The sequence below is a fragment of the Pseudomonas sp. GV085 genome, from assembly GCF_003050925.1.
Lineage (GTDB): Bacteria > Pseudomonadota > Gammaproteobacteria > Pseudomonadales > Pseudomonadaceae > Aquipseudomonas.
The window spans coordinates 372,417-384,460 of sequence record NZ_QAOV01000003.1 but is presented as its reverse complement, the minus strand read 5'-3'; the positions used below and the strand labels follow the sequence as shown (position 1 = coordinate 384,460).

12 protein-coding genes are annotated in these 12,044 nt (G+C 59.2%); 6 read left to right on the top strand and 6 right to left on the bottom strand.

The features are described from left to right. Positions 1 to 37: 37 nt before the first annotated feature. Positions 38 to 484, bottom strand: coding sequence for a DUF2442 domain-containing protein (locus tag C8K63_RS08990; protein ID WP_108216390.1), 447 nt, complete (start codon positions 482 to 484; stop codon positions 38 to 40). Further along, a complete protein-coding gene (locus tag C8K63_RS08985; protein WP_108216389.1) occupies positions 481 to 909 on the bottom strand; it encodes a DUF4160 domain-containing protein in 429 nt (142 codons plus the stop codon). Before C8K63_RS08985 ends, C8K63_RS08990 begins: the two co-directional genes overlap by 4 nt. A gap of 228 nt (positions 910 to 1,137) precedes the next feature. On the opposite strand from C8K63_RS08985, the gene C8K63_RS08980 reads away from it, so the two are divergent. The 3 genes from C8K63_RS08980 (at position 1,138) to C8K63_RS08970 (ending at position 3,490) form a co-directional block, all read left to right on the top strand. Next, positions 1,138 to 2,049, top strand: coding sequence for a LysR family transcriptional regulator (locus C8K63_RS08980; RefSeq protein WP_108216388.1), 912 nt, complete (start codon positions 1,138 to 1,140; stop codon positions 2,047 to 2,049). Positions 2,050 to 2,189: 140 nt separating this feature from the next. Continuing rightward, complete coding sequence (gene aroQ, locus C8K63_RS08975) at positions 2,190 to 2,630, top strand: type II 3-dehydroquinate dehydratase (RefSeq protein WP_108216387.1); 441 nt, start codon at positions 2,190 to 2,192, stop codon at positions 2,628 to 2,630. Positions 2,631 to 2,635: 5 nt separating this feature from the next. Continuing rightward, the gene (locus C8K63_RS08970) at positions 2,636 to 3,490 is read left to right on the top strand and encodes a shikimate dehydrogenase (RefSeq protein ID WP_108216493.1); all 855 of its coding nucleotides are present in this window, start codon (positions 2,636 to 2,638) and stop codon (positions 3,488 to 3,490) included. 93 nt (positions 3,491 to 3,583) lie between these two features. Here the strand turns inward: C8K63_RS08970 and C8K63_RS08965 are convergent, their stop codons facing one another. After that, on the bottom strand, positions 3,584 to 4,261 hold the full coding sequence (locus C8K63_RS08965) for a TetR/AcrR family transcriptional regulator (RefSeq protein WP_108216386.1): 678 nt from the start codon (positions 4,259 to 4,261) through the stop codon (positions 3,584 to 3,586). Positions 4,262 to 4,363: 102 nt separating this feature from the next. Beyond that, positions 4,364 to 6,265, bottom strand: a complete 1,902-nt coding sequence (gene quiC / locus C8K63_RS08960; RefSeq protein ID WP_108216385.1) for a 3-dehydroshikimate dehydratase QuiC — start codon at positions 6,263 to 6,265, stop codon at positions 4,364 to 4,366. A gap of 389 nt (positions 6,266 to 6,654) precedes the next feature. On the opposite strand from quiC, the gene C8K63_RS08955 reads away from it, so the two are divergent. Continuing rightward, positions 6,655 to 7,992, top strand: a complete 1,338-nt coding sequence (locus tag C8K63_RS08955; RefSeq protein ID WP_108216384.1) for an MFS transporter — start codon at positions 6,655 to 6,657, stop codon at positions 7,990 to 7,992. A 139-nt stretch (positions 7,993 to 8,131) separates the two neighbouring features. On the opposite strand, the gene C8K63_RS08950 is transcribed toward C8K63_RS08955, so the two are convergent. Both C8K63_RS08950 and C8K63_RS08945 read right to left on the bottom strand, forming a co-directional pair. Continuing rightward, positions 8,132 to 9,016, bottom strand: a complete 885-nt coding sequence (locus C8K63_RS08950; protein WP_108216383.1) for a DMT family transporter — start codon at positions 9,014 to 9,016, stop codon at positions 8,132 to 8,134. A 123-nt stretch (positions 9,017 to 9,139) separates the two neighbouring features. Continuing rightward, on the bottom strand, positions 9,140 to 9,916 hold the full coding sequence (locus C8K63_RS08945) for an IclR family transcriptional regulator (RefSeq protein ID WP_108216382.1): 777 nt from the start codon (positions 9,914 to 9,916) through the stop codon (positions 9,140 to 9,142). Positions 9,917 to 10,082: 166 nt separating this feature from the next. On the opposite strand from C8K63_RS08945, the gene C8K63_RS08940 reads away from it, so the two are divergent. After that, positions 10,083 to 10,976: a neutral zinc metallopeptidase gene (locus tag C8K63_RS08940; protein WP_108216381.1), complete on the top strand. Its 894-nt coding sequence runs from the start codon at positions 10,083 to 10,085 to the stop codon at positions 10,974 to 10,976. After that, positions 10,977 to 11,936 (top strand): alpha/beta hydrolase, encoded by a 960-nt coding sequence (locus tag C8K63_RS08935; protein WP_108216380.1) that lies wholly within the window; start codon positions 10,977 to 10,979, stop codon positions 11,934 to 11,936. The last annotated feature ends 108 nt before the right edge of the window (positions 11,937 to 12,044 follow it).

Below are 12,044 nucleotides of genomic sequence, written 5' to 3'. Positions count from 1 at the left end.
CAAAAAGCCGTCTTCACGACGGCTTTTTTGTGGGCACTTACACGACAACATCGACCTTGCGCGGGCGCCCGCCTTTCCTGCCGTTGGCCCGCGCGGCTTCAGACTTTGCGGCGCTGCTCTGGCGACCATTGCGCGAAGCGACGACCGAGGCCGCCATGGCCATCAGCGGCTTGCTGGCAGAAATCATCCCGGCGATAGATACATGCAGGTCCTTGCCTTCATGACACAGGGCAGTACCCGCGTAGCCGACAGTCAGACTGGCGTAGTCCTCGACCTCAAGATCATCGAACTCCGGATAGTTGGCCACGGGCAGCAATACACCGCTGCCGTCTTCGAAGCTGACGGCCAGACAGGGGGCCAGGTAGGTAACCGCTGTCGCTTGCAGGCTATTTTTTCTACGTAACTCGCCACGTTCGATGGCTTTGTCCAGGCTACTTTCCGTTACGGGACTATCGGCCTGAACCTTGGCTTTTATCGTTTTCATAACTCGATCTCCACACTTTCCTGTGCGCCTATCAGGGATAGCAACGTCCTGTTCGATTCAGGTTCGTAGCAAGCCGATCCAATCATATTGGTGGTACTGACAACCCTTTTCACCATAACGACTTCGTTGCTTTGCCAGTCCCACAATTGATTATCAAGACAGGCCGTTTGCAATTTTCGCCACCAGATGCCCCGGGCGCGCCGCAAATGGGCAGGTTGCTGGAGCGATTGGCGCAATCCCTCAAGCACCGCCAACGGTGGCCGACGCGAAAGCGGAACGACATCCCAAAGCTCGACACCGTTGTGCCAAAAACTGAACCTGAATCTTGCACTCCACGTACCCGCCTCCACATGCGCATGAGGCGGACAATGCTCGTCTCGCAACATGATCACTACCGACAGTCCTTTGTAATTGCATACCTTCATGTTAACCCATCCGTTAGGTTAATGAATCCGAGAATCCGACATTCCCTGGAAAATTCTGACCATCGGTAATGACCGGTGAAATCATTTCTTCCGCCCTCAGGCTAGCGTCCTGGCGATTCCCGAACCTGCACAACACCACGCGAATTGGTAAGAAATCCTTTCTTTAAGGCACTGGCACCTGATAAATACTGGTCCAGCCTCTTCATTTGATCCCCGGTGTAATCAATCATGCAGCGACAATTCGACGATCTTCAGTTAGGCAGCATCGAGCTGTTTTGCCTGGCCGCCGAGGCCGGCAGTTTTACTGCCGCGGCGCTGGTGGCAGGTGTCACGCCCGCTGCCGTGAGCCGTTCGGTGTCGCGCATGGAAGAGCGCCTGGGTGTGCGCCTGTTTGCGCGCACCACCCGCAGCGTGAAGCTGACCGACAGCGGTCGCCGCTATTACGAGGAATGCCGCCAGGCCCTGGCGCAACTGGTCGAGGCCCAGCGTGAGGTCATGGGCCAACAGCAAGTGCCGTCCGGTACTTTGCGCATCAGTATCCCGACCACCTACGCGCATCATCGAATCCTGCCGCTGTTGCCCGAATTTCGGGCGCGCTATCCGGCGGTGAAGGTCGAGTCGCACATCAGCAATCGCAACATCGATTTCGTCGGCGAAGGCTACGACATGGCGATTCGTGTACGAGCCATCCCGGATTCCGGCCTGATCGCCCGGCAGCTGGAAGATGCCGCCCTGGTGATGATCGCCAGCCCTGATTACCTGAAACGGGCCGGCATTCCACAAACCCTCGACGACCTCGAAAACCACGAATGCATTCAGTACGAATTGCCCAGCAGTGGCCGGCGCATTGCCTGGTTGTTCAACGATGAAGGCGTGCCCCGGGAGATTCTGGCCGAGGGCAGCCTCAGCTGTTCCGACGATGTGCTGGGCGGTGTCACCTTGGCCAAACACGGAGCGGGGTTGTTTCAGACCTATCGTTTTATCGTGGAAAAGGAACTGGCCGACGGCTCGCTGGTGGAAGTACTCAAGCCCTATGGCGGGCGCTCGCGGCCATTCACGTTGCTTTACCCGCAAAGTCGGCATGTACCGCTGCGCTTGAGGGCGTTTATCGATTTTCTGGTGGAGCACTTGCCGCGCTGAACACCGAAAGTGTCCGATCATCGCCCACAAACCGTCAGCGTGCCTTCTCTTCAATTGACCGAATTAACTAGTTAGTACAATTTATCCCCACAGGTCGAAAACCTCGGCCGATTCCAAAAATAATAAGTGGAGAGATTCCGATGTCCCCTATCGTTCTGGTGCTCAACGGCCCGAACCTGAACCTGCTCGGCACCCGTGAACCGGCGACTTACGGCCACGAAACCCTGGCAGACATCTCGACCCTGTGCGCACGCGCCGCCGAAGAGTTCGGCCTGGCGGTGGAGTTTCGCCAGACCAACCATGAAGGCGAATTGCTCGACTGGATTCACGCCGCCCGTGGCCGCTGCGCCGGGATCGTCATCAATCCTGCCGCGTGGACCCACACCTCGGTCGCCATTCGCGACGCCCTGGTTGCCAGCGAACTGCCGGTGATCGAAGTCCACCTGTCCAACGTGCATGCACGCGAGCCCTTTCGCCATCACTCGTTCGTATCCGCCATTGCAACGGCGGTAATGGCCGGTTTTGGCAGTCATGGCTATCGCCTGGCCCTGGAACACTTCAGCCATCGTTTGAAGGGGTGATCGCCGTGACTCAGAACCACGTGATACTGGCCGGGCTGATTGGTGCCGGCATCCAGGCTTCCCGCACACCGGCCATGCACGAGCATGAAGGCGATGCCCAGGGGCTGCGCTACCTGTATCGCCTGATTGATCTTGATCAGTTGAAGCTCGACAGTAACGCCCTGCCCGACCTGTTGATGGCTGCCGAGCGCATGAATTTCACCGGGCTGAACATCACCTTCCCATGCAAGCAGGCGATCATCCCGCTGCTCGACGAACTCTCGCCGGAAGCCCGCGGTATAGGCGCGGTCAACACCGTGGTGCTCAAGGACGGCAAACGCATCGGCCACAATACTGACTGCCTGGGCTTTGCCGAGGGTTTTCGCCGGGGCTTGAAGGGCGTTGCCGTTGAACGTGTCGTACAAATGGGCGCTGGCGGCGCAGGTGCGGCGGTGGCCCACGCGTTATTGAATGAAGGCGTACAACAGCTGAGCATTTTTGACGTGGACATCCGCCGCGCCCAGGATCTGGCAGACAACCTCAATCAGCATTTCGGCGTCGGTCGGGCGGTGGCCGGGTATGACCTGTCGAGCGCCATGGCCCGGGCTGACGGCCTGGTGAACACCACGCCGATGGGCATGAAAAAACTGCCGGGCATGCCGGTGCCGGTCGCGTTGCTGCGGGCCGAATTGTGGGTGGCGGAGATCGTTTACTTCCCGTTGGAAACCGAACTGCTACACCACGCCCGCGCCCTCGGTTGCCGAACGCTGGACGGCGGCAACATGGCGGTGTTTCAGGCGGTGAAGGCGTTCGAACTGTTCAGCGGCGTGATGCCCGATGCCCAGCGGATGCTTGAGCATTTCCAGAGCATGAATGACTGAAAATCAAAAGATTGCCCGAGCGCGGACCGAGCCTTCGGCAGCTCCTGCAGATCAATGCGATTGACGTAGGAGCTGCCGAAGGCTGCGATCTTTTCAAGCCTGTAAATAACGCAGGACCGACTCGCAAATCATCTCCCGATGACGCAGCTTGATGCGTTCGTCCGGCAAGTCGATCTGGAAAATCTCACCCACGGTATGGCGGTTCGAAACGCGATAGAAGCAGAACGAACTGATCAGCAGATGCACATCCAGCGGCACCAAGCCGGTGCGGAAGACACCCTCTTCAACGCCACGACGCAGAATCACATCAAGGGAATCGAGAACAGTGTTGTTCATCGCCCTGATCGCCTCGGAACGCTTCACGTACTCGGCGTTGTGAATGTTCTCGATACTGACGATGCGCACGAAATCAACGTTGCGATCATGGTGGTCGAAGGTGAATTCAACCATCCGCCGAATGGCTTCCACCGGAGGCAGTTCGGTCAGGTGCAGGCGGCTTTCGGTGTTGCGGATATCGCCGTAAAGCTTCTCCAGCACTTCGACGTAGAGCTGTTCCTTACTGCCGAAGTAGTAATAGATCATGCGCTTGGAGGTGTGGATGCGCTCGGCGATGGCATCGACGCGAGCACCGGAAAGCCCCTGCTGGACGAATTCGACAATCGCCTCCTGCAGGATGTTTTCGCGGGTCTTTTCCGGATTGTTCTTGCGACTCTTGCGCGGCTCTGCACCCGGTTCTACGGAGGCTGCGGGGAGTTCTGAGGTCATTGTCATTGCGGGCTCACGGCCATCACTGCACAGGCTGGCGATTATGGGCCGCGCAACACAGTGAAGGAAGCTGCGCGGCCCATGTTTAATCCCGCGTTTACGAATTTTCTACAACTTCGCCTGGCGCAATGCGCCGCTACGGGATTTGGCCATGGCCGCCAGCCGCACCGCGACGTTGGCAGCGCCGTAGCCGGCATAACCGTTTTTACGCTGGATGATCTCGAAGAAGAATCGCCCCTCGAACGGCTCGGTGTACACATGAAACAGCTCACCGCCCTGGGCGTCGCGGTCGTACAGCACGTTGTAGTAGGCCAGTTCACTGAGGTACTCGTCGTCGAAATCGAACCGCGCCGCCAGGTCATCGTAGTAGTTGAGCGGGATATCCAGCAGCGGCACGCCCGCCTCTTTTGCACGGCTGACCTGGGCAAATATGTCATCACAATCAAACGCGATGTGATGCACACCGGAACCGCGATAACTCGACAGCGCGTGTGAGATCGCAGTGTTGCGGTTCTCGGAAATGTTCAGCGGCAGGCGGATCGAACTGTCGCGACTGCGCAAGGCACGGCTCTTCACCAGACCGTAAGGATCGGGCAACACAACTTCATCGTCCGCCTCGAAATCCAGCAGGCTCTTATAGAACAGCACCCAGCTGTCGAGGCTGTCGGCCGGCAGCGCCATAGCCATGTGGTCGATGCGCTTGAGGCCGCCGCTGGCCGGCGCATCCGCCAGCAGATTGAAGTCGATGCCGTAGACGTCGGCATCCTGGTCCACCAGATAGATCAGGCTGCCATCCGGCGCACGCACCGCCGCCAGTTCCAGTTCATTGGGGCCGACCAGTCCGCGATAGGGCTGACCCTTGTAGGCTACGGCACGGGCCAATGCGCTCGCACTGTCCTTGACCCGCACGGCGGTAGCGCACAACGAAGGGCCGTGGGCTTCGAAAAAGCTGTGGCCGAAAGAGTAAGGTTCGGAGTTGAGGATCAGGTTGATATCGCCCTGGTGCATCAAGCTGACGCTCTTGGAGCGATGCTGCCCGACCTTGGCGAACCCTAGCCGCTCCAGCCAATGGGAGAGTTTGGCGCCGAGGCTTTCGTCCACGGCAAACTCCAGAAACTCGATGCCGTTGTACTCGCTGGCCTTGGGTGTTTCGAACAGAATCTCGGAGTTGGCCGCAGGCTTGGCTTCCCGGGCCAGACGCTCGCGGGTTTTCTCCTCCAGGTACAACAACGAGCGCAAGCCGTCGGCGGCGTTGGCTCGTGGCGGCGCGGCGCGGAAACCGTCGTTGAAGATTTCCAGCGACAAAGGCCCGGTGTACCCGCTCTTGATGATCGGCGCGAGGAACCCCGGTAAATCGAATTCGCCCTGGCCCGGGAAGCAGCGAAAATGCCGGCTCCACTCCAGCACGTCCATGGCCAGGATCGGCGCGTCAGCCATTTGCACGAAGAAGATCTTGTCGCCCGGAATCTCGGCGATAGCGCTCGGATCGCCCTTGAGCGACAAGGTGTGAAAGCTGTCCAGCAACACGCCAAGGCTTGGGTGATCGGCCTGCCGCACGATGTTCCACACCTGTTGATACGTGTTCACATGCCGACCCCAGGCCAGCGCTTCGTAACCGATGCGCAGGCCGCGTGCCCCGGCGTGTTCGGCCAGCAGGCGCAAGTCATCGACCAGAATCCGTTCATCACCGATGGACTCGGCCGAGGCGTTGCTGCACACCAGCACCAGGTCAGTGCCCAACTCCTGCATCAGGTCGAACTTGCGCTCGGCGCGTTCCAGATTGCGCGACAGCCGATCTCGCCGACAGCCTTCGAAATCACGGAATGGTTGAAACAGGGTGATGGCGATCCCGAGATCGGCGCACATCTGTTTAATTTCCCGTGGACTACCGTCGTAGTAGAGAAGGTCGTTCTCGAAAATCTCGACGCCGTCGAAACCGGCGGCAGCAATGGCTTCGAGTTTTTCCGGCAGGGTACCGCTCAAGGATACGGTGGCAATGGAACGCTGCATATTTCGGCTCCCGGTGGAGGCAATCTTGTTAGGGGCGTTGCACGCGCTTACGTAGGAGCTGCCGAAGGCTCGGTCCGCGCTCGGGCGATCTTTTGATGTTGATTTCGGTTGATCGAGGAAGACCAAAGTCAACAGATCGCAGCCTTCGGCAGCTCCTACGTGGGTAGCGTTTGTCTTGCGAGAATTATTGGGCTGACAGACTTACACAGCAATTCAAAGTGTACTATCCAGTTAGTTTTGTGTGCGATTATCGAACAAAATGGCCGTAGGCGAATTGACGATTTTTTGTCCACTGCCCAACATCGCCCTCACATTAAGTCCGGACACGCAGCACCGGCCGCGATGCCCAAAAACACCAAATAACAAATTCAAAAAAACGGGTGGTACACATGATTCCTTCCCAAAGCTCACGCATGGCTGCGGCCATGAACGTCACTGCCGGTGGCATAGGCAACAAAATCCGCGGCGCCATGGCGGTCGGCAAAACCCGTTGGGGCATGCTGGCGCTGGTGTTTTTCGCCACCACCCTGAACTACATCGACCGCGCCGCCCTGGGCGTGATGCAGCCCATCCTGGCCAAGGAAATGAGTTGGACGGCGATGGATTACGCCAACATCAACTTCTGGTTCCAGGTGGGTTACGCCATCGGGTTCGTTCTGCAAGGCCGGTTGATCGACCGGGTCGGCGTCAAGCGCGTGTTCTTCTGCGCCGTACTGCTCTGGAGCCTGGCGACCGGCGCCCACGGCCTGGCCACTTCGGCGGTCGGCTTCATGGTTTGTCGCTTCATCCTCGGCCTGACTGAAGCTGCGAACTACCCGGCTTGCGTGAAAACCACGCGCCTGTGGTTCCCGGCCGGCGAGCGCGCCGTGGCCACCGGCATTTTCAACGCTGGCACCAACGTCGGCGCGATGTTCACACCGATGCTGCTGCCATTGATCCTGCACGTCTGGGGCTGGCAGGCCGCGTTCCTGTGCATGTCGGCACTGGGCGGGATCTGGCTGCTGTTCTGGGGCCTGAAGTACTTCAACCCGGAAGACCATCCGAGCGTCAAACAGTCGGAACTGGACTACATCCAGAACGAAGTCGAACCGGAACAAACCCGCGTGCCGTTCTCGAAAATCCTGCGCATGCGTGGCACCTGGGCCTTCGCCCTCGCCTACTCGATCACCGCACCGGTGTTCTGGTTCTACCTGTACTGGCTGCCGCCGTTCCTCAACCAGCAATACAACCTGGGCATCAACGTCACCCAGATGGGTATCCCGCTGATCATCATCTACCTCACTGCCGACTTCGGTAGCGTTGGCGGCGGCATCCTCTCCTCGTTCCTGATCGGTCGCGGAGTCAACCCGATCAAGGCGCGACTGATGTCCATGTTCCTGTTCGCCTGCTGCATCATCGGCGTGATCATGGCGGCCGGCTCCAGCAACCTGTGGGTCGCGGTGTTCGCCATCTCCCTGGCCATCGGCGCACACCAGGCCTGGACCGCGAACATCTGGAGCCTGGTGATGGACTACACGCCCAAGCACATGATGAGTACGGTGTTCGGCTTCGGCGGCATGTGTGCGGCGATTGGCGGGATGTTCATGACCCAGCTGGTCGGCCACATCCTGACCATCACCAACAACAACTACACCGTGCTGTTCACCATGATTCCGGCGATGTACTTCATTGCGCTGACCTGGATGTACTTCATGGCACCGCGCAAGATTCCTACCGTCACTGACTGAAGTTCGGCGCAATACCCCCTGTAGGAGCGAGCATGCTCGCGAAAAACCTGAGAGCGACGCGGGTATCCAGACAACCCGCGTCATCGTTAACGAACATCGCGAGCAGGCTCGCTCCTACAGGTCATTTTTCTTTGGGTTTTTAGCGGCGGCTTTGTTGCCAGGCTGCTGCCAACCCGCTGCAGCAGATAACGGCAATGCCGAGCACGGTGGTCAGTGTCGGCGTATGGGAAAACAGCAGCCAGCCCAGCAGGCCGGCGAAGATGATCTGGCAATAGCTGAACGGTGCCAGCAGTGCCGGTGCCGCGAGGCGGAAAGCCTGGGTCAGGAACAGGTGTGCCGTCATCCCGCAGGCCCCCAGCGCCAGCATCATCGCGCCATGCACCAGGTTCGGCGTCTGCCAGAAGAACGGCACCAGCGCACTCATCACCAGCGTGTTGCACAAGCCGGCGAAGAAATTGCTGGTGGTCGGGCTGTCGATCTCGCTGAGCTTGCGTGTCAGCAGTTGATAAAAGCAGAAAAACAGCGCAGAGCAGAACGGCAGCAACACCGCCGGAGTAAACAAATCTCCCCCGGGGTGAACGATGATCAACACCCCGATGAAACCGCAAATCACCGCCAGCCATTGCCCCCGTGTCACTCGCTCCTTCAGCAGCGGCACCGACAACGCGGTGACCAGCACCGGAGCGAGGAAATTGACCGACGTAGCCTCGGCCAGCGGGATGTACATCAAGCCTGTGGTGAAAAACAGACTGGTACCCAGCAGGCACAGCGCCCGGATCAGCTGAAGCAATGGCCGTTTGGTACGCAGCACTCGCAGCCCGGATTGCGGCAGGAAAATCCCGGCCATCAGCAAGGTGTGAACCACGTAACGCGCCCAGACCACCATGACAATGGGATAGAAACCCGAGAGATATTTGGAAAAGGCGTCGTGGCTGGAAAACAGGAAGGTCGCGACAACGATCAGCAGGATCCCTTTGAAGGGCTGATTGACGCCGGAAAGCGGGGTGCTGCTGGGCGACGTCAAGGCGAAGTCCTTTTATGGGTTGAGGCGAGACTTAAATAATTTAGAACCCGGTTCCATTTTATGACATCAATGACTCAAGAAAGTGTGCGAATACCGCACACTCTATTCAAGCAGACATCACGCTCAACTGAACAACGCTGACGCCTGGCTCGCCAGCGAAAGCTCTTCGGCGTACTTCAACAAGGTCGACGCCAACTCATGCAAGCGCGCACCGGGCATTCGCGCGCTTGGCCCGGCAATACTGAGCACACCGATCGCCCGGCCATCCAGTGGATGACGTACCACGGCGGCAATCGCCGAGGTGCCCACCGCCGAACTTTCCTCGACCCAGGCGTAGCCTTGCTCCCGCGCCAGACGCAAGCGCTCCAGCAGTTCAACATTCGAACGCGGTGCATTAGGCCCGATGTCCCGAGGCAATTCGGCCCCTTGCCGCTCGACCAGCGACAGTGCCTCGGCATCGCTCATGCACGCCAGCCACGCATGCCCGGAAGCCGTGTAGAACAATGGCGCATCACGCCCCATGTCCGGGTCGTAGCGCAGGCCCGAGCGGGCCCCCTGGGACTTGGCGATCCAGACGGGCCGTTCACCCTGAATCACCCCCAGACGCACCAGTTCACCGGTTTCCCCGGCCAGTCGATCAAGCACTGGCTGAACGATATCCGCACCGCTGCCGGACAGGTATCGAAAGCCCATGGCCACCAGCTTGGTCGACAGGTGATAGCGCAGGTTGTCCGGATTCTGCCGCACGTAACCCAGGCGAATCAGTTCGGCGAGCAACCGATGAGTCGCGCTTTTAGGGATTTCCAATTGCTCGGCCAACGTCTGCATCGGCAAACCCTGCGGTTCACTGGTCAGGCTTTCCAGCACGCTGAAGACACGTTCGATCTGACTGCCGGCCATGGTAGGTCCCAAACGAAATTTGGCTGATTCTAGAAGAGAAGCCCCACGAAGCATAATTTGGAACCTGTCGCACAACCGGCAGTCTGACGATCGGACTGGCGTCGCTCCCACTTGGCAGCAACACTCATCGCACGGAGCTTTACCCGGAACAGAAGAGGATTCCCACATGCTATGGAAAAAAGGCCGACGTAGCGACAACGTGGTCGATGCCCGTGGTGGTGATGTCGGCGGTGGCGGCGGTGGGATGCGCATAGGCGGTGGCAAGGGCCTGAGCCTGACGGCGATCCTGCTGATCGTCGGCATCGGTTGGATCACCGGCCAGGATCCGCTGCAAATCCTCGGACAACTGACCGGTCAAATTGGCCAGCAATCGGCGCCTGCTACCCACCAGAGTCGCAAGGCACCGCCGGTCAATGATGAAAGCGCGGAGTTCGTTCGTTCGATCCTCGGCGATACCGAGGATACCTGGGGTGCAATTTTCCAGCAGGCTGGCCGCCAATACAAAGACCCGACCCTGGTGCTGTTCAGCAACCGCGTGAGTTCGGCCTGCGGCCTGGCCAGCTCGGCGACCGGCCCGTTCTATTGCCCCGCGGACCAGAAAGTCTACCTGGACATGGCGTTCTTCCAGGAAATGTCCCAACGTTTTTCCGCCGCGGGTGACTTCGCCCAGGCCTACGTGATCGCTCACGAAGTCGGACACCATGTGCAGACCCTGCTTGGGGTGTCCGCAAAAATTCAGGCAGCACACCAACAAGGCCGGCAGATGGAAGGCGACGGCGGTTTGCTGGTTCGTCAGGAACTGCAAGCCGATTGCCTGGCCGGCGTCTGGGCCAACAATGCGCAGAAGCGCCTGAACTGGCTGGAACCAGGCGACATCGAAGAAGCACTGAACGCAGCGAACGCCATCGGTGACGATCGTTTGCAGCAACAGGGTCAGGGCCGCGTGGTCCCGGATTCGTTCACCCACGGTACGTCGGCGCAACGGGTGCGCTGGTTCAAAACCGGTTTCGCCCAAGGCCAGGTAAGCCAGTGCGATACCTTTGCGACGAAAAATCTTTAAATGAAGAAGTGGTTGTTGGTTGTTCTGTTTACTTGCGCAACGTCCCAGGCCGCCGAGCAGGGGGTCAAAGACCTCAGCTCAGGGCGCCTGCTGTTGAAATCAGGTGAAATAGCGGTGGGCATCAGCCCCGCCCCGGCAAAAATCGAACGGGTGCTGATCATCCTCCACGGTCGCTTGCGTAATGCGCAAACCTATCTGCAGAGCGGTGAGCACGCGGCCGAACTGGCCGGGCAAAGCGCAACGACCCTGGTGATCGCCCCTCAATTCCTCAATGAAACCGACGTTGCGGTCCATCCGGTGGCCGACACGGTTTTGCGCTGGCAAGGCAATGAGTGGATGGCCGGCGGCGAATCCACGGCGCCGTTTCGGCTGAGTTCCTACGCCGCGCTCGACGAAATCATCGCCCGCCTGGGTGACCGCCAGCAGTTTCCGGATGTGAAGCAAATCGTCATTGCCGGGCACTCCGGCGGCGCGCAGGTGGTTCAGCGCTATGCATTGCTCGGTCACGCGCAGTCCGGCCTCGATGCGGCTGGCGTGCAGGTGCGCTACGTGATCGCCAATCCGTCCTCCTACGCTTATTTCGATGAACGCCGGCCTGTGGCGTTCAGCCACGCCGGTTGCCCGAACTTCAATCGCTGGAAGTACGGCCTGGCGGATTTACCGGCCTACGCCGAAGGGCAAACCGCCGCGCAGCTGCAGGAAAATTACCTCAAGCGTGAAGTCGTTTATCTGCTGGGGCAGCAAGACATCGACCCGAATCATCCGGCGCTGGATAAAAGCTGTGAGGCCAAGGCGCAAGGGCCGTATCGATTGGCCCGCGGGCGTTTTTACTTCGATTATCTGAAGCGGCTGCAACCGCAGGGTTTGAAGCAGCAACTGATTGAAGTACCCGGAGTCGGGCATGATGGGGACGGGATGTTTACATCGCCGGAAGGGCAGAAGGCTTTGTTTGGGCAGTAGGTTTTGCAGTTCCTGATCTGACGCCTTCGCGAGCAGGCTCGCTCCCACAAGGATTTTGCGGTGAGCACATCATTTGTGAACACCAGAGATCACATGTGGGAGCGAGCC